This is a genomic window from Amycolatopsis sp. NPDC049688, from assembly GCF_040674975.1.
Lineage (GTDB): Bacteria > Actinomycetota > Actinomycetes > Mycobacteriales > Pseudonocardiaceae > Amycolatopsis.
Genome location: NZ_JBFANY010000015.1, coordinates 86,415 through 103,016, shown reverse-complemented (window position 1 = coordinate 103,016; position 16,602 = coordinate 86,415). Strand labels below are relative to the sequence as shown.

General features: G+C 70.5%; 15 protein-coding genes. 7 read left to right on the top strand and 8 right to left on the bottom strand.

Going from position 1 to position 16,602, the window contains the following annotated elements:
* Nucleotides 1-246 precede the first annotated feature (246 nt).
* Complete coding sequence (locus AB0J55_RS35155) at nucleotides 247-792, top strand: cysteine dioxygenase family protein (RefSeq protein WP_364258623.1); 546 nt, start codon at nucleotides 247-249, stop codon at nucleotides 790-792.
* Nucleotides 789-1,184 (top strand): rhodanese-like domain-containing protein, encoded by a 396-nt coding sequence (locus tag AB0J55_RS35150; protein WP_364258620.1) that lies wholly within the window; start codon nucleotides 789-791, stop codon nucleotides 1,182-1,184. The genes AB0J55_RS35155 and AB0J55_RS35150 overlap by 4 nt, the downstream gene beginning before the upstream one ends.
* A gap of 40 nt (nucleotides 1,185-1,224) precedes the next feature.
* Here AB0J55_RS35150 and AB0J55_RS35145 read toward each other — a convergent pair whose 3' ends face one another.
* Together AB0J55_RS35145 and AB0J55_RS35140 are read right to left on the bottom strand one after the other, a co-directional pair.
* On the bottom strand, nucleotides 1,225-2,214 hold the full coding sequence (locus AB0J55_RS35145) for an LLM class F420-dependent oxidoreductase (RefSeq protein WP_364258617.1): 990 nt from the start codon (nucleotides 2,212-2,214) through the stop codon (nucleotides 1,225-1,227).
* A 37-nt stretch (nucleotides 2,215-2,251) separates the two neighbouring features.
* Nucleotides 2,252-2,512 carry a hypothetical protein gene (locus AB0J55_RS35140; RefSeq protein ID WP_364258614.1) on the bottom strand — a complete coding sequence of 87 codons (261 nt, stop codon included), beginning with the start codon at nucleotides 2,510-2,512 and terminating at the stop codon, nucleotides 2,252-2,254.
* Between the two features lie 125 nt (nucleotides 2,513-2,637).
* On the opposite strand from AB0J55_RS35140, the gene AB0J55_RS35135 reads away from it, so the two are divergent.
* A complete protein-coding gene (locus AB0J55_RS35135; protein WP_364258611.1) occupies nucleotides 2,638-3,498 on the top strand; it encodes a helix-turn-helix transcriptional regulator in 861 nt (286 codons plus the stop codon).
* 18 nt (nucleotides 3,499-3,516) lie between these two features.
* Nucleotides 3,517-3,702 carry a DUF397 domain-containing protein gene (locus tag AB0J55_RS35130; RefSeq protein WP_364258608.1) on the top strand — a complete coding sequence of 62 codons (186 nt, stop codon included), beginning with the start codon at nucleotides 3,517-3,519 and terminating at the stop codon, nucleotides 3,700-3,702.
* Here the strand turns inward: AB0J55_RS35130 and glgP are convergent.
* Nucleotides 3,699-6,227 (bottom strand): alpha-glucan family phosphorylase, encoded by a 2,529-nt coding sequence (gene glgP / locus AB0J55_RS35125; protein WP_364258605.1) that lies wholly within the window; start codon nucleotides 6,225-6,227, stop codon nucleotides 3,699-3,701. The genes AB0J55_RS35130 and glgP overlap by 4 nt on opposite strands.
* A 133-nt stretch (nucleotides 6,228-6,360) precedes the next feature.
* Here glgP and AB0J55_RS35120 point away from each other — a divergent pair, with 133 nt between their 5' ends.
* The gene (locus tag AB0J55_RS35120; protein WP_364258603.1) at nucleotides 6,361-7,794 is read left to right on the top strand and encodes a neutral zinc metallopeptidase; all 1,434 of its coding nucleotides are present in this window, start codon (nucleotides 6,361-6,363) and stop codon (nucleotides 7,792-7,794) included.
* A 44-nt stretch (nucleotides 7,795-7,838) separates the two neighbouring features.
* Here the strand turns inward: AB0J55_RS35120 and AB0J55_RS35115 are convergent, their stop codons facing one another.
* The gene (locus AB0J55_RS35115) at nucleotides 7,839-8,810 is read right to left on the bottom strand and encodes a tetratricopeptide repeat protein (protein ID WP_364258600.1); all 972 of its coding nucleotides are present in this window, start codon (nucleotides 8,808-8,810) and stop codon (nucleotides 7,839-7,841) included.
* 92 nt (nucleotides 8,811-8,902) lie between these two features.
* Between AB0J55_RS35115 and AB0J55_RS35110 the strand changes: the two genes are divergently transcribed.
* On the top strand, nucleotides 8,903-9,310 hold the full coding sequence (locus AB0J55_RS35110; RefSeq protein WP_364258597.1) for a hypothetical protein: 408 nt from the start codon (nucleotides 8,903-8,905) through the stop codon (nucleotides 9,308-9,310).
* Here AB0J55_RS35110 and AB0J55_RS35105 read toward each other — a convergent pair whose 3' ends face one another.
* A complete protein-coding gene (locus AB0J55_RS35105) occupies nucleotides 9,311-9,613 on the bottom strand; it encodes a thiamine-binding protein (RefSeq protein WP_364258954.1) in 303 nt (100 codons plus the stop codon). It abuts the gene before it with no gap.
* A gap of 79 nt (nucleotides 9,614-9,692) precedes the next feature.
* Between AB0J55_RS35105 and AB0J55_RS35100 the strand changes: the two genes are divergently transcribed.
* A complete protein-coding gene (locus AB0J55_RS35100; RefSeq protein ID WP_004562932.1) occupies nucleotides 9,693-10,193 on the top strand; it encodes a MarR family transcriptional regulator in 501 nt (166 codons plus the stop codon).
* A 60-nt stretch (nucleotides 10,194-10,253) separates the two neighbouring features.
* On the opposite strand, the gene AB0J55_RS35095 is transcribed toward AB0J55_RS35100, so the two are convergent.
* The 3 genes from AB0J55_RS35095 to AB0J55_RS35085 form a co-directional block, all read right to left on the bottom strand.
* Nucleotides 10,254-10,619: a DUF3817 domain-containing protein gene (locus AB0J55_RS35095; RefSeq protein ID WP_004562934.1), complete on the bottom strand. Its 366-nt coding sequence runs from the start codon at nucleotides 10,617-10,619 to the stop codon at nucleotides 10,254-10,256.
* A gap of 215 nt (nucleotides 10,620-10,834) precedes the next feature.
* Complete coding sequence (locus AB0J55_RS35090; protein WP_364258593.1) at nucleotides 10,835-13,219, bottom strand: GH92 family glycosyl hydrolase; 2,385 nt, start codon at nucleotides 13,217-13,219, stop codon at nucleotides 10,835-10,837.
* Nucleotides 13,216-16,440 (bottom strand): GH92 family glycosyl hydrolase, encoded by a 3,225-nt coding sequence (locus AB0J55_RS35085; protein WP_364258590.1) that lies wholly within the window; start codon nucleotides 16,438-16,440, stop codon nucleotides 13,216-13,218. Before AB0J55_RS35085 ends, AB0J55_RS35090 begins: the two co-directional genes overlap by 4 nt.
* Between the last annotated feature and the right edge of the window lie 162 nt (nucleotides 16,441-16,602).

Here is a 16,602-nt window from a genome sequence, read left to right as displayed (position 1 = left end):
GGAACGCCGCACCGCGGGAGAGCAGCCGGGGACGCCGTTGTGGCAGGATCGCGGGCATGTCAGCCGACGCGCCCGCCACCGGGATCACCCGGGGTTCGTTCTGGCGCCGTCGCACCATCGACCTGCTCCTCGTCGCTTCGGCCGGGTGTACGCGGGCGCGGCTCCGCTGATCTCGCGCCCCCGGGCGCGTGCGGTGCCGTGCTGCCTCCGTGTCCCGAAATCCTTCGCGTCCGAGGAGCACCCGCGTTGACCACTTCCCTGGTTCGCCCGTCCGTCGAGATCCACCCGCAGCTGACCGACCCGCTGCTGCCCGAGCTGCTGCACCCGTCGCGGCTGCTCTGGACCCCGCGTGAGCTGGCCGAGCTGACCGCCACCGTCACCACCGAGCTGACCGCGGGCCTGCGCGGCATCCTGCGGTTCGACGAGGACCGCCGCTGGTGGGCGCGGCTGGCGCTGACCGACGGCGTCGAGCTGTGGCTGCTGTCGTGGCTGCCCGGCCAGCACACGAAGCCGCACGACCACGGCGGCGCGTCCGGTTCGTTCACCGTCCTGCAGGGTGAACTCGGCGAGGAGTACCGCTATCCCGGCGGGCCGATCCGGCGCCGGACGCACGCGGCGGGCGAGGGTCTCGGCTTCGGCGCCGGCCGCGCCCACCAGGTCACCGGCCTCGGCGATCAGCCGGCGGCCAGCGTCCACGCGTATTCGCCGCCGCTGGTGGCGACGCGGGAGTACGACTCGCTCGCCGACGTTCCGGCGGAAATCCCGCCGCTGCCCGCTATCGTCCGATCATGAGCGCCGTCGATTCGCTGCTGGCCGCCGCCCGGTCCGGCTTGGACCGGGTGACGCCGGTCCGGGCCCGCGAGCTGCAGGAGGCGGGGGCGCTGGTGGTCGACATCCGGCCGCTGGCGAACCGCCGGGCCGAGGGCGAGATCCCGGGCGCGGTGATCGTCGAGCGGATCCACCTGGAGTGGCGGCTGGCGCCGGACAGCGAGTGGCGGCTGCCTGCGGTGACGCCGGACACGACGGTGATCGTGGTGTGCAACGAGGGCTACTCGTCGAGCCTGGCGGCGGCCGACCTGCAGCGGCTGGGCCTGGCCAACGCGACCGACCTCGACGGCGGGTTCCGCGCCTGGGCCGCCGCCGGCCTGCCCGTGCAGGCCGGCGGGAGCCCGGCGGTGCCTTAGCAGCCCCCGTTTTCCACGCTACCGGGGAGGACCGACAGTTTCAGCCGGCCAGCGCCGGGGCGATGTGCTTGGTGAACAGGTCGATGCCGGAGCGGTCGTACGCGGCTTCCGGGAAGTTCAGGATCGCGTACGACATCCCGCGTTCGCCGAGGGCCTTGAGGTGCTCGGCGACCTGTTCCGGGGTGCCGGCCGACGGGCCGCTCGCGAAGGTGGCGACGGCCCGCTCGGCGTCTTCGGCCGGGACGTACTTCTCGTAGTGCGCCTTCAGCCAGGCCTGCTTCTCCCGGACGTCGTTTTCGGTTTCGCCGAGGACGACGCTGAGGTTGCCCGAGCGGACGATGGCGTCGAAGTCGGTGCCGACGTCCTTGCAGTGCGCGGCCAGGATCTCCGACTTGCGCGTGAACATCTCCGGCTCGGGGTAGAAGTTCGTGTACTTCGCGTACTTCGCCGCGATCCGGAGCGTCTTCTTCTCGCCGCCGCCGGCGATCCACAGCGGGATCCCGCCGTCCTGGAGCGGAAGCGGGCGCAGGATCGCGCCATCGGTCCGGTAGTGCTTGCCGTCCAAAGTGGACTTGCCGGTGGTCCAGAGGTCGCGCATGATCTGCACGCCCTCGTCGAGCTGGCCGAGCCGCTCACCGGCCGAGGGGAAGCCGTAGCCGTAGGCCCGCCACTCGTGCTCGTACCAGCCGGCGCCGATGCCCATTTCGACCCGGCCGCCGGAGATGATGTCGGCGGTGGCGGCGACCTTCGCCAGGTAGGCGGGGTTGCGGTAGCCCATGCAGGTGCACATCTGGCCGAGCCGGATGGTGTCGGTCGCGGCGGCGAACGCCGAGATCAGCGACCACGCCTCGTGCGTGGCCTCCTCGGTGGGCACGGGCACGGTGTGGAAGTGGTCGTAGACCCAGATCGATTCGAAGGGGCCGGCCTCCGCGTGTTTCGCGAGGCCGAGCATGGTCTGCCAGTGGTCCGCGGGGTCGATGCCGGCCAGGTCGAGCCGCCAGCCCTGCGGGACGAACATTCCGAAGCGCATGCCCCCAACTTAGCTTCGCCCCGGGCTGCGCGCGCCGCTATATCCGGTAGTCCGCCGCCCGGCCGGCCCGCTCCGCCTGCAGGTCGGACTCGGCCTGCCCGATCGCCGCGTCGAGCGCGGTCCGGAAGTCGGCGATTTCCGCGCGGTTCAGCATGAACACGTCACCGCGCGGCCCGAAGATGCCGATTTCGCCCCGGTTGACCTCGACCGAGCACACGGCCAGGTCGCGCCAGGCGTCCGTGCACCGGACCAGCCATTCCCGCCGCGGTTCGGTGCTCCTGATCAGCGGCTCGCTCACAGCCATCCCCTTTCGAGTGATCCCGGAGCGCGCAACCCCACGCCTCCGCCAACGGTTGCTAGTCTGAATTCACCAGGCCAACTTTGCAACTGCTGTACAGCAATTGACACGAACGGATGATGCGCATGCCGATGACACCGACGGTGCGGCTGAAGTTCCTGTCGATCTACATGCGGGAGGCCCGGCTCCAGGCGGGTGTGGACATGAAGGACGCCGCCAAGCTGCTCGGCCGCGACACCACCCGCGTCACGAAGATGGAGAAGGGCCGCGAGGGCCTGACTCCCGGCGACGCCAAGATGCTCCTCGACCACTACGACGTGCACAGCGAGGAGCAGAAGGCCGCCATCGTCGAGCTGGCGAGGACGCGCAGCCAGCGCGGCCGCTGGTCCGGCCACCGCGCCATCGTGCCGATGGAGCAGCGCGCGTACTACGACTTCGAGTGGGACTCGAACCTCATCCAGCACTACGGCGCCGAGATGGTGCCGGGGCTCCTGCAGACCGAGGCGTACATGCGCGTCTCGATCGCGAACAACTTCCGCGCGAACGCGATGAACATCGACGACATCGTCACTTCCCGCCTGGAACGGCAGGAAGTGATGTTCCGGCAGAAGCCCGCGACGGCTCACTTCGTGCTCAGCGAGAGCTGCCTGCGCCGGGTGATCGGCGGCAACGCGGTGATGCACGAACAGCTGGAGCACCTCGCGGCGATCGCCCGCAAGCCGAACGTCCAGCTCCAGATCCTGCCCTTCGATTCGCCGGGCGGCGCCAGCACCTTCGGCTTCACGATGCTGCGCATCCCGGCTCCCACGACGTCGGCGCAGCCGCTGGAGATGGTCTACGTGGAGAACCTGCACGATGCCGACTACCTCGACGGCGTCGCCGAAGTCGCCGACTACGCGAGCCTGTGGAGCCGCCTCACGGCGAACGCGACCGGCATGGACAAGTCACGGAGGCTTATCCTGGAGATCGCCCAGAACTACGCGTGACATCGAAGGACGGTCCCCATGTCCCCTGACTTCACCGCTGCCACGTTCAAGACCTCCAGCTACACCGAGGGCAACGGCACGTGCGTCGAAGTCGCGGTGATCCCCGGCTACGCGGCGGTCCGCGACACCAAGGACCGCGCGGGCGGCCACATCGCCGTGCCCGCGGAGAGCTTCGCCGCCTTCCTCACCGCTGTCCGGAGCTAGGCCAGCACGACCCGCGCCAGCTCCGCCGGGGTCGCCAGCAGGCCGTGCTTCGGCAGCACCCGGACCGTGTACCCGATCGACCCCGGGCGCGGCAGCTTCACGCGGGCCGCGAACGCGCCGATGCCGTCGCCGGTCATCGGGACCGTCACCGTGTCGCGCAGCTCGTCGTCGTCGCCCACCCGGCCGACCACCGCCTGGATGTCCACTTCGGACGGATCGAGGGCGGCCAGGTCGATCCGGGCGCGGATCGTCACCTCGGTGCCGACCACCAGGGGCTCGGTCGCCTCCACCAGCAGTTCCGAGTCGAAGATGCGCACCCGCGGCCACGACACCTCGAGCTTCGTGCGGTAGTCCGCCAGCGACAACGCTCCGCGGTAGCCGTCGCCCGTCGCCGCCGCCACGGTCCGGGACGCCGGGAGGTAGCCGTTGTCGACGTACTCGCGGACCATCCGGGACGCCTGGACCCGCGGGCCGAGCGTCTCCAGGGTGTGCCACACCATCGACAGCCAGCCCGTGGGCACGCCGTCGGCCGAGCGGTCGTAGAACAGCGGCGCGATCTGCTGGCCCAGCAGCTCGTACAGCGCCGCCGCCTCCAGGTCGTCGCGGCGCAGGGGGTCGGTGACGCCGTCCGCGGTCGGGATCGCCCAGCCGTTGCTGCCGTCGTAGCACTCGTCCCACCAGCCGTCGCGGATCGACAGGTTGAGCCCGCCGTTCAGCGCCGACTTCATCCCCGACGTCCCGCACGCCTCCAGGGGCCGCACCGGGTTGTTCAGCCAGACGTCGCAGCCGCGGTAGAGGTACCGGGCCATCGACATGTCGTAGTCGGGCAGGAAGACGATCCGGTGCCGGACGTCCGCGCCGTCGACGAACCGGACGATCTGCTGGATCAGCTGCTTGCCGTTTTCGTCGGCCGGGTGCGACTTGCCCGCGACGACGACCTGGATCGGCCGGTCCTCGTGCAGCAGCAGCGTCCGCAGCCGGTCGGGGTCGCGCAGCATCAGCGTCAGCCGCTTGTACGTCGGGACGCGGCGGGCGAACCCGACGGTCAGCACGTCCGGGTCGAAAACCGAGTCCACCCAGCCCAGCTCCAGCGGTGACGCGCCGCGCTGCAGCCACGCCGCGCGCACCCGGCGCCGGACCTCGTGCACCAGCTTCTCGCGCAGGTCACGCCGCAGGCCCCACAGCTGGGCGTCGGACACGCCGTCCCGCAGCGGCCCCTCGCCGACGTCGAGGCCCCACTCGCGGCCGAGCAGCGTGCTCAGCTCGCGCGCCACCCACGTCGGGCCGTGGACGCCGTTGGTCACCGACGAGATCGGCACCTCGTCGTGGTCGAACCCGGGCCACAGCCGCGAGAACATCTTGCGCGTGACGCGCCCGTGCAGCTGCGAGACACCGTTCGCGCGCTGCGCCAGCCGCAGGCCCATGTGCGCCATGTTGAACAACCCGGGGTTGTCCTCCGCGCCGAGCGCGAGGACCCGTCTCGGGTCGATGTCCGGCACCAGGCGGCCGTCGTTGAAGTAGCGCTGGACCAGGTCCACCGGGAACCGGTCGATGCCCGCGCTGACCGGGGTGTGCGTGGTGAACAGCGTCCCGGCGCGGACCGCGGGCATGGCCTCGTCGAACGCGAGGCCGTCGGCCTGGACGATCTCGCGGGCGCGTTCGAGGCCCAGGAAGCCCGCGTGTCCCTCGTTCGTGTGGAACACCATCGGCTGCGGGTGCCCGGTCAGCTCGCAGTACTTCCGCACCGCGCGGAACCCGCCGATGCCGGCCAGGATCTCCTGCCGCAGCCGGTGGTCGGCGTCGCCGCCGTAAAGCCGGTCGGTGACGCCGCGCAGGTCCTCGTCGTTGGCCTCGGTGTCGGTGTCGAGCAGCAGCAGCGGCACGCGCCCGACGCGGGCCTGCCAGATCTGCGCGCACAGCTCGCGCCCGCCCGGCATCGCCACGCCGATCAGCACCGGACGGCCGCCCGCGGTCAGCAGCTCCAGCGGGAAGGCGTTCGGGTCGATCACCGGGTAGTGCTCGACCTGCCAGCCGTCGAGCGACAGGGACTGCCGGAAGTAGCCGTTGCGGTAGAGCAGCCCGACGCCGACCATCGGCACGCCCAGGTCGGACGCGGCCTTGAGGTGGTCGCCGGCCAGCACGCCGAGGCCGCCGGAGTAGTTCGGCAGCGCTTCGGTGACGCCGAACTCCATCGAGAAGTAGGCGACCGCGGACGGCAGGTCGGGGTCGTCACGGCGCTGGTACCAGCGTGGCTCGGACAGGTACTTCTCCAGGTCCTCGGCCGCGGTTCTCGCGCGCTGGAGGAAGTCGTCGTCGACGGCGAGCTCGTCCAGGCGGGCCGGCGGCAGCGCGGTGAGCATCCGCAGCGGGTCGCGCACGGCGTTGAACAGCTCGGCGTCCATCGACGCGAACAGGTCCCGGGTCGGCGGGTGCCACGTCCAGCGCAGGTTGGTGGCCAGCGCACCCAGGCCGGCGAGGGAGTCCGGGAGGCTGGCGCGGACGGTGAACCGGCGGACTGCACGCATGGGAAGCGACGATATCGGGCCGCGGGCCGCGATGCGCAGGGAGGAGTTCGGGGATAACCCGCACGCTCCGCGTATGCCCTGGGTATGGTCCTGCCCGTCGGGTACCGGGTGGGCACGAGAGCGAGTGGAACAGATGATCCCAGGGGGAGGACGGCGGGCGCTGGTCGCGCTGCTGGCCGTCGCGGCGGTCGCCGTGAGCGGGTGCCACGGCAAGGGCGGCGCGAGCGGGGACCCGGCCAAGGACACCGGCGCGGGCTCGGTGTCCGGGCTGCCGGTGACGCACTTCGAGAGCGGCCTCAAGCCGAGCGCGCCGACGCCGGACCTGAACGTCCGCAACGCCGACGGCGGCGAGGACGACAAGCTCGCCACCGCCGCCATCGCCGACGTCCAGACGTACTGGGGCGAGATGCTCCCGGCGAACTTCGGCCAGCAGTTCGAGCCGGTGAAGTCGCTGCTGTCCTACGACGCGCAGACCGACACCGAGGAGACCGGCTGCGGCAGCGTGAAGAAGCTCGTGAACGCGTTCTACTGCCCGGTCGACGACTCGGTGGCGTGGGACCGCGGCGTGCTGCTGCCGATGCTGCGCCAGCGGTTCGGCCCGATGTCGGTGGTCGTGGTGCTCGCGCACGAGTTCGGCCACGCCGTCCAGTACCGGCTCGGCGACAAGGCGGGGGTGGGCAAGAGCACCCCCACCGTGGTCAAGGAGCAGCAGGCCGACTGCTTCGCCGGCGGCTACTTCCGCTGGGTCGCCGAGGACAAGAGCAAGTTCTACCGCGTGTCGACGTCCGAGGGCCTGAACCAGGTGATGGCGTCGATGTTCCTCATTCGCGACCAGGCCGGCACCAGCGCCGCCGACAAGGGCGCGCACGGCACGGCGTTCGACCGCACCTACGCGTTCCAGGCCGGGTTCGAGAAGGGCCCCAAGGAGTGCGCGGCGATGACGACCGAGAACGTCAAGGCCCGGCTGACCGAGCGTCCCTTCGACAAGGGCGACAAGGGCAAGGGCGACGCGAAGTTCAACGCCCAGACGGTCGCGCTGCTGAAGAAGAGCCTCGATGAGGCGTTCCAGCGCGCCGGGGCGGCCGCACCGGAGATCACCGACAGTGGCAGCTGCCAGACCACCCCGCCGGCGTCCTACTGCCCGGGTGACAACACGGTGAGCATCGACATGGCCAAGCTCGCCCAGCTGGCCCAGCCGATCGACCGCGAGGCCGAGATGAAGGGCCAGGACCCGGGCGGCATGGGCGACTTCGCGGCGTTCTCGGAAGTCGCGTCGCGGTACGCGCTCGGCATCCAGAAGGGCGTCGGCGCGTCGATCGACAACGCGAACGCGGGCCTGCGCACGGCCTGCCTGGTCGGCGCGTGGGCGGCGTTCACGAACCGCCCGGGCGACCTGCGGCTGTCGGCGGGCGACCTCGACGAGGCCATCGCGGACCTGCTGCAGCCGGAGAGCCTCGTCTCGGCGGACGTCAACGGGAAGCGCCCGGACAGCGGTTTCGACCGGGTCGAGGCGTTGCGGCGCGGATACCTCGAGGGGTCGTCGGTCTGCTCGAAGGCGTACGCCTGATCTTCTGCGGAAAGGGCCCCCACCGCGTGGTGGGGGCCCTTTTTCTAGAACAGCGCGCTGGCGAGGTCGCGGCGGGCCTTCATGACCCGGTCGTCGGCCGGGTCGAAGAGGTCGAACAGGGCCACGAGGTGCTCGCGAACCTTGTTGCGGTCCTCGCCCGCGGTCCGGCGGACGGTGTCGATGAGGCGCTTGAAGCCCGCCTCGACGTCGTTCGCCGCGATCTCCAGGTCGGCCGCGTCAAGCTGGGCCGCGAGGTCGGACGGGTCGGCGTCGGCCTTGGCGACGGCGTCCGGGTCGGCGCTTTCGGCGCGGGCGGTGAACTTGACCTGGGCCAGGGCGTTCTTGGCCAGCTCGTTGGCCGGTTCGACGTCGAGGATGCGCTCGTACGCGGCCTGCGCGGCGGCGAAGTCACCTCGTTCGAAGGCCTCTTCCGCCTCGGTGAAGCGCGGGTCCTCGGGCTCCTCGGCCGGACCGCCGGCCGCCTCGGCGTCGCGGATGCCCGGCAGCTTGTCGCGCAGGGCGTCCAGGAGCGCGTTGATCCACTTGCGGATCTCGGGCTCGGGCAGCGCGCCGGAGAAGGCGTCGACGGGCTGGCCGCCGGCGATGGCGACGATCGTCGGGATGGACTGGGCGCCGAACAGCTGCGCGATCCGCGGGTTGGCGTCGACGTCGACCTTCGCGACGACCCACGCCCCGCCGGACTCGGCGGCCATCCGTTCGAGCACCGGGGACAGCTGCTTGCACGGGCCGCACCACTCGGCCCACAGGTCGACGACCACGAGCTGACGCAGGGACCGCTCCACGACCTCGGCCTGGAAGGTGGCCTCGGTGACATCGATCACGGCATCGCCCGCACCGGGTTGCGGCGGTCCCTCGCCGGCCGGGCGGGCGGGCGGGGCCGCCGGCTGCCGTTGCGCCGCATCGGCGCGGGCCTTGAGCGCGGACAGGTCCACCGCGCCGGAAAGGGCGGCGGACAGGGCCGCTGACTTCGCTGCAGATCCGCGTGGTTGTGTCACGCTTCCATCCTGGCACGCGCGCCGGAGAAGTTTCACCGGGAGCCCGGCCCGTCCGCTTGGCAGGACGGCACCGCTGGGGCAGGCTCGGCCGGGTGCACATCCGGCGTGACGTGAAGGTGGGGCTGTCGGTCGCGGCCGCCGTCGTCTGGGTCGGGGCCGTGACGCTGCTCATCGTGCACGAACCCGACCCCGGGGCGACCTCGCCCGCCGAGTTGCGGGAGCGGCTCACCTCCGCGCTGTCCGGGCACGATGCGGACGCCTTCGCCGACCTCCTCGACTACCCCGGCTCCGGCGGCGGCGACTTCGCCAAGGACTACGTCTCCGTGCTGGCCGACCGCGGCGTCCACGACGTGCACGTGGACCTGGAGCCGAACCCTGCTTCCCCCACCCGGGCGACGGTCTCCGGCGCCCTCGGCGACGGCAAGGCGTTCAGCTACCCGCTCACGGTGACGAGCGAAGACGGCCGCTGGACGGTCGCCTTCACCCCGCCTCTGCCGTAGTCAGGATTCGCGGAGGTGGGCTTCGATGCGGTCCACCTTGGCCTCCAGCTGGCCGGAGAAACCCGGCCGGATGTCCGCTTTCAACACCAGGCTGACCCGGGACGAACCCTCCCCCGCGGCCTCGACCGCGCGCTTGACGACGTCCATCACCTCGTCCCACTCGCCCTCGATGTTGGTGAACATCGCGTTGGTCGAGTTGGGCAGCCCCGACTCGCGGACCACCTTCACCGCGCGGGCCACGGCTTCGCTCACCCCGCCGTCGGGGTCCCCGCCGGACGGGCTCACGCTGAACGCGACGATCATGCTCGGAAGTCCCTTCTTCGGTGGTCTTTTCCGCCAGTCGTGCGACACCCGCCGGTACCCGCTGGTAACTTCGCGTGTCATGAACCGTCCGCTGCCGTTCGACCCGATCGCCCGCGCGGCCCGGATCTGGGAGGACCGGATCGGGCCCTCCGGGACCATGGCCGCGGTGACCGGGGTGATGCGGGTCCAGCAGATCATCCAGTCCGCGGTGGACGGCGCGCTCAAGCCGCACGGCCTCACCTTCGCCCGGTACGAAGCACTGGTGCTGCTCACCTTCGCCCGCAGCGCCAGCCTGCCGATGCGGGTGATGGGCGAGCGGCTCCAGCTGCACCCCACCAGTGTCACCAACATAGTGGACCGGCTGGAGCGCGACGGGCTCGTCAAGCGCGTGCCGCACCCGACGGACCGCCGCACGACGCTCGTCGAGATCACCGACGAAGGCCGCAAACGCCGTGAGGCCGCGACCGAGGCCGTCACCGCCATCGACTTCGGGCTGAGCGGCCTGACCGAACGGCAGACCGAGCAGCTCACCGACCTGCTGACCAAGGTGCGCCGCGCCGCCGGGGACTTCAGCGAGTAAGCGTGCGGCAGCAGAAAGGGCCCGCACTGGCGAGTGCGGGCCCTTTCTCACATGCCGGGATCAGGCGGCGACGGGTTCCTTCGCCTGGAACAGGCCGACACCGCCGTGGGACAGCCGCTGCGGGCCGTCGAGCTTGCCGTTGCGCAGCGCCCACTTCTCGAACAGCCACGTGAACAGCGGCGGGATGCTCGCGAGCAGGGCCAGGACCAGCGTCTTCGGGCGCCAGCCGAGCGGCTTCGCCACGGACAGGGAGACGACCACGTAGAGGACGAAGATCACGCCGTGCACCATGCCGATGACGGGCACGCCGCCCTCGCCGGAAGAGTGGACGACGTACTTGAGGAACATCCCGACCAGCAGCGCGGCCCAGGACAGGGCTTCGGCTACTGCGGCCACGCGGAACACTAGAGCGGCCTTGCTGGACACTTCTTCCTCCTGTGGGGTCTCACCACGTTGGTCTCACACACGAAAACGCCCGACGGCACCGTCCAAGGCGGACTTGCCTCGAACGTCAACGGCGCTGTCGGACGTGCTGATACCCAGTGTGAGGCGTGATGCCCCTCACGGGAACACCGGGTCCCGTGACGATGCTCACGACCGTGGTCCATTGTGGTCTGAACCACGGCCGTGAGCGTCGCTGTCTACTCCGCGCAGGGCGAAACCGGGGCGGACGAAGGTGATGTCCCCCACGTCGCCGCGGTGGCGTCGGTGGTCAGGCGGAAGTCGAGCGTGGTGCCGCGCTTCAGCTGGTCCACATCGACGTAAACGCGGTCACTCGCCCGCGAGCCCACCTCGAGGCCCGAGATGTACTGCAGCTTCGAGCCGTCCGCGCCCGGCGCCTTGATCGTGATGTCGCGCCCGTTCTCCAGGTGCAGGACGGACTTCGCGAACCGCGGCGCGTTGAGCACGAAGTTCCCAGTCCCTGGGACGGCGGGGTACAGGCCCAGCGCACTGAAGACGTACCACGCCGACATGGTGCCGAGGTCGTCGTTCCCGGTGACGCCGTTGGGCGCGTTGGTGAACAGCGTGTGCGCCGCCCGCACGACCGTCGACGTCTTCGCCGGCTGCCCGGTGAGCGCGTACATCCACGGCGAGTGCAGGTCCGGCTCGTTGTTCGGGTTGTAACGGAACTGGTCGTAGTAGTCGTACGGGCCGACGACCCAGTTCTCTCGCACCGCCGTCGCCGGGTTCTTCACCAGTTCGTCGTAGGCGAAGAAGTCGTCGAGACGCTTTCCGGTGGCCGCCGGGCCGCCCATCCGCTGCACCAGGCCGGGCACGTCCTGCTGGACGAGCCACTGGTACTGCCAGGCCGTGCCCTCGTGGAAGCCGTCCTGGCTCTGCGGGCTGTAGGGCTTGTCGGCCGGCGAGAACCACGCACCGCCGAGGACCTTCGGCCGGAAGAAGCCGGCGAAGCCGCGATCGGTCTGGGTGGAATCCCACAGCGTCCGGTAGGTCCGGCCCTTCTCCTGCAGAGCGGCGGCGTCGGCCTTCTTGCCGAGTGCGGCCGCCATGACCGACAGCGAACAGTCACCGAGCGCGTACTCCAGGGTGGCCGAAGCGCCGTGGTTCGGGTCGGTGTCCTGCCCCTTCTTCGGGAAGTCCGGGTCGTACTGGACGAACCCGTCCCGCTGGTAGCTCGCGTTGCCCGAGCGACCCTGGAACGGCGACGCCGCCGGCGGGATCTCGCGCGAGTTCTGCAGGAGGGCCTGGTAGGCGTGCGCTTCCTCGCCGGACAGCGCGCCGAAGCGCCACAGGTCGACCAGGAACGGCGTGACCGGGTCGCCGGTCATCGTGTTCGTCTCCTGGCTCGCGTACGCCCACCGCGGCAGCCAGCCGCCCTGGTCGTGGATGGCCAGGATGCTCTTCGCGATGTCCCGCGCCCGGTCCGGCCGCAGCAGCGCCAGGAGCTGGTTCTGGGAGCGGTAGGTGTCCCACAGCGAGAAGAAGTCGTAGTACGTCCAGCCGACCGCGCGGTGGACCTTCTTGTCGAAGCCGTAGTAGCGGCCGTCGGCGTCGTTGGCCGTCAACGGCTGCAGCAGCGCGTGGTACAGCGAGGTGTAGAACACCGTGCGGTCGTCCGGTGTGCCGCCCTTGATGTCCACTGAGGACAGCTCACGGCGCCAGCTGCGCTGGACGTCGGCCTTGGCCGCGTCGAACGACCGGATGCGCTCCGCCGCCAGGTTCACCCGGGCGCCGGCGGCGTCGACCTGGGAGATCGCCGTGGTCGCGGTGACCTGGCCGCCGCCTGCGAAAGTCAGCCACGCACCACGCAGGCCCGCACCGCCTTCCGACGTGCGGGAGCCGGGCGTGCCACCGGAAGGTGACCACGTGCCGAACGCCTTGAACGGCTTGTCGAACTTCGTCGTGAAGTACGTCGTGTACGCCTTGCCGCCGCAGAACGCCTGCGACTCCACGGTTCCCTCGACGGTCCGGTCGTCGACGACGCGGATGCTGCTGCCGGTCACCGGTTCCTTGTCGTTGGCCTGCCCGACGTTGACGAAGACGTTGGCGTCACCGGACTTCGCGAAGGTGTACCGCTCGACACCCGCGCGGGTCGCCGCAGTCGTCTCGACGTCCACACCGCCGTAGCCGGTCAGGTGCACCTTGTAGTAGCCCGGCTTCCCCACTTCACCGTCGTGGGTGAACGGCGAGGCGTACTGCTTCTGGTCGAAAGTGGACGGTTTCGCCGTGTCGAACGCCTTGCCCGGACCCACTTCCCCGGTTGTCGGCAGCGTCGAAACGAGTCCGCCCTGCTCCCAGCAGCCCGCGCCGGACAGGAAGAAGTGCCCGAACCCGCGAATCGCGGTGTCGGTGTAGCGGTACCCGGCGTAGTGCGAGGTGATCGGGCTGACCTGCGTCATCCCGAACGGCGCCGAGGCACCCGGGAACGTGTTCCCTTCGTCCTGCGTACCGATGAACGTGTTGACGGCGTCGAAAGCGTCCCCGCCGGCCGCGGCCGCGACGGGAGTGAGCCCCGTCGCGGCCGCGGTGAGCGTCAGAAAGCCCGCCAGGATGGTGCCTTTCATGCGCCGATACCGATCGCGAACACGTGCAGGGCACCGCCGCTGACGTTGCCCGGCAGCGTCACGCTCGCCACCGTCTTGCCCGCGTCGAGGGTGATCGGGCTGGTGGCGAACACCATCGTGCGGATCTGCTGCGGGTCGCCGCCCGAGGCGTTGCGGTACGGCGTGGACAGCACGATCCGGTTGCCGAACGCCGGCTGCGCGTTGCCGCCGCCGAGCGTCCAGTCGGAGAAGCCGATGGTGGCGGTGGACTTGCTGCCGTCGGTGTAGGTGACGGTCAGCGTGCCGGACGCGTTGCCGTTGGACGCCGAGCCGAGCAGGGCGAGCCGTCCGGACCCGCTCACGTTCACCGTCTGCCCGGACGCGATCACGTTGTCCGGGTCGCCCGCCGGGAACGACGGCCAGGTGAACTTGAGCCCGTCACTGGTGACGGTCGCGCCCGGGGCGGCGCCGGCCGCGGCCAGCGCGTCGGCCGAGTAGCTCCAGCCGCCGCCGTCGAAGTTCGCCGCGGCGGGCTTCGCGTCCGGCGAGATGCCGGCGTTGTTCACCGTGGCCAGCCAGCTGTTCGGCTGCGCGACGAGCACCGTGAGCACCGCCTGCGACGAGGCCACGCCCGGCGCGGTGAACGTCACCGGGATGCGCCGGGCGCCGTCGGCCAGACCCGCGGGCACCGACACCGTCAGCTCGGCCTGGGCCTTGCCCGCGGCGGGCACCGCGATGCTGCCGGTCGCCGGGGTCAGCGTGATCCCGTCGACGCTGCCCGCGGAGTACGTCCAGCTCCGGGCCGTGCCGGAGAGGTCCTGGACGCCGACGGAGACCTTGGACGTCGACCCCGCCGGGGTCACCGCCCGCGCCGGGTTGACGAACGACAGGCTCGGCTTCTCCTGGTCGCGGAAGGACGGCGGGGCGTCGGCCGCCGCGCTGCCCCACGCGGTCGGGGTCGCCGACAGCGTGTAGTCCAGGTTCCCGCCGGTCGAGACGAGCGCCTCGGGCATCCACGCCTTCGCCGCGTCGCCGCCGTTGACCTTCAGGCCCGCGATGTAGTCACCGGTGCCCGACGTCGTGACGGTGATCTTCTTGCCCGCGCCGGTGGTCAGCACGGCCTTGGGGAACAGCGGCGTGTTGAGCACGAACTCGGCGCGGCCCGGGATCTCCGGGTAGATGCCGAGCGCGGCCCAGACGTACCAGGACGACATCTGGCCGAGGTCGTCGTTGCCGATCAGCCCTTCGGGACGCGGGTTGTAGAGCTCGTTCATCGACCGCCGGACGATCGACTGCGTCTTGGCCGGCGCGCCGGCGTAGGAGTACACCCACGGGGCGTTCGAGTTCGGCTCGTTGCCCATGAACGCGTACGGCAGCTGCGTGCCCGCGTTCAGCTGCGTGAAGAACGTGTCCAAACGCGACTGGACCGCGGTGTTGCCGCCGAACGCCGTGACGAGACCACCGAGGTCGTAGGGCACCATCCAGTCGTACTGGGCGCCGTTGCCCTCGACCCAGCCCTGCGAGCTGGCCGGGTTGTAGGTGCCGGCGAAGGAACCGTCGGCGTTGCGCGGCTGCAGGTGGCCGGTGCCCGGGTTGTAGAGGTTCTGCCAGTTCTGCGCGCGCTTCATGAACGTCGTGTACGTCGCGGAGTCGCCGAGCCGCTTGGCGAACTGGGCGATGGCGAAGTCCGCGCTGGTGTACTCGAGTGTGTCTGCGCCGGCGCCGGGGACGTACCCGAGGTTCTGGTAGTCCTCCAGGCCGGGGCGCTCGGTGTAGCCCTGGGTCGGCTGGGTGGCGCCCTTGATCATGAGCAGCAACGCCTTCTGGGCGTCGAAGTCCCGCGCCCCGAACGCGTACGCACTGGAGACGATGATGTGGTAGGGGTCGCCGTTCATGACGCCGGTGTAGTCGTTGGCGACGGTCCAGCGGTCCCACGAGCCGCCCTGCTCGGCGTAGGCCATCATCGACCGGACGATGTCCGACGTCTCCTTCGGCGCGATCGTCGCCAGCAGCGGCGTCTCGGAACGGTAGATGTCCCAGCCGGAGAAGTTGGTGTACATCGCGTGGCCCTTGTCGGCCGTGTGGATCCGCCCGTCGAAGCCGGGGTACTGGCCGTTGACGTCGGAGAACACGTTCGGCTGGATCAGCGAGTGGTAAAGCGAGGTGTAGAACGTCGTCTGGTCGGCGTCCGAGCCGCCGGTGACGGCGATCTTGCCGAGCTGCGCGTTCCACGCCTTGCGCGCGTTCGCCGCCACGGTGTCGAACGACTTCCCGGTGTTCTCCGCCTTGAGGTTGGCCTTCGCCCCGTCGACGGACACGAAGGACAGTCCGACCTGGACGTTCACCTGGGCGCCGTTGAGGTTGGCGAAGGTGACGTACCCGCCGCTGCCCGGGCCGCTGACGGTGGTGTTCTGCGGCGCCGCCTTGGCCGGGCGCGCGATGGAGGCGTTCACGCCGTTGGGCTGCGCCACCTTCGCCTTGGCCCCGCCGGTTTCGGCGGCCTTGTTCGGCGTCACGGCCCCGTTCTTCCAGGTGCCGATCGACGCGAACGGCGTGTCGAACTTGGCCGAGAAGTACACGCGGTAGCTGTTGCGCGCGCCGCAGAAGCGGCCGCTGGTCGCCCAGCCGCTGATGGTGTCCTTGCCGATGGTGATCGACGCGTCGTCGGTGCCGTTGACCGAGCCGGACGTGTTGACCAGCAGCGTCGAGGACGCGCCGGCCGGGTAGGTCAGCCGCGCCGAGCCGGTGCGCTGGGTCGCGCTGAGCTCGACCTTCGCGCCGCTGTCGAGGGTGACGTCGTAGGCGCCCGCGGTCGCGTGTTCGTTGGCGTGCGAGAACTTCGACGTGTAGTGCCCGGGGTCGGTCGCCGGGGAGGTCGTCACTTCACCGACGTACGGGATGAACGGGATGTCCTGGTACGTCGAGCAGCCCGCGCCCGAGAGGTGCGTCAGGCTGAACCCGGTCAGGGCGTTGTCGTCGTAGAAGTAGCCGCCCGGCTGGGACTTCACCGTGTCCGGGCTCCACTGGACCATGCCGAACGGCGCCACCGCGCCCGGGAACGTGTTGCCGGCCCCGCCCCCGGTGCCGTGGTCGGCCCCGCCGGGCCGGGTGCCCACGAAGGGGTTGACCCACTTCGCGTAATCCGTGCTGGTAGCGGCCACTGCGGGCACAGCGGGAGCCACCGCTGCGGTCACCGCCAGGGTCAGGAAAGTTAAACCGGCTCTGAAGCGCGCTCGCGCCATTGCCCTCGCCTCTCCACCTCATCAGCGCGACCGGAAAACGGTGCCATGACAACCTTGTCGCGCAGTCGGTCGAACCGGGCCACCTTGGGCAGCGGCTCACCAGGCAGTCAAGGGTCCCGTCAAGACCTGTCCGGTTCCGGACAGGGTGATCAGCCGTCTGTC

Excerpts from the sequence above, each read along its gene's own strand:
- AB0J55_RS35150 (WP_364258620.1), top strand. The coding sequence starts at position 789 with ATGAGCGCCGTCGATTCGCTGCTGGCCGCCGCCCGGTCCGGCTTGGAC.
- AB0J55_RS35145 (WP_364258617.1), bottom strand. The coding sequence starts at position 2,214 with ATGCGCTTCGGAATGTTCGTCCCGCAGGGCTGGCGGCTCGACCTGGCC.
- AB0J55_RS35135 (WP_364258611.1), top strand. The coding sequence starts at position 2,638 with ATGCCGATGACACCGACGGTGCGGCTGAAGTTCCTGTCGATCTACATG.
- AB0J55_RS35130 (WP_364258608.1), top strand. The coding sequence starts at position 3,517 with ATGTCCCCTGACTTCACCGCTGCCACGTTCAAGACCTCCAGCTACACC.
- glgP (WP_364258605.1), bottom strand. The coding sequence starts at position 6,227 with ATGCGTGCAGTCCGCCGGTTCACCGTCCGCGCCAGCCTCCCGGACTCC.
- AB0J55_RS35120 (WP_364258603.1), top strand. The coding sequence starts at position 6,361 with ATGATCCCAGGGGGAGGACGGCGGGCGCTGGTCGCGCTGCTGGCCGTC.
- AB0J55_RS35105 (WP_364258954.1), bottom strand. The coding sequence starts at position 9,613 with ATGATCGTCGCGTTCAGCGTGAGCCCGTCCGGCGGGGACCCCGACGGC.
- AB0J55_RS35100 (WP_004562932.1), top strand. The coding sequence starts at position 9,693 with ATGAACCGTCCGCTGCCGTTCGACCCGATCGCCCGCGCGGCCCGGATC.
- AB0J55_RS35090 (WP_364258593.1), bottom strand. The coding sequence starts at position 13,219 with ATGAAAGGCACCATCCTGGCGGGCTTTCTGACGCTCACCGCGGCCGCG.
- AB0J55_RS35085 (WP_364258590.1), bottom strand. The coding sequence starts at position 16,440 with ATGGCGCGAGCGCGCTTCAGAGCCGGTTTAACTTTCCTGACCCTGGCG.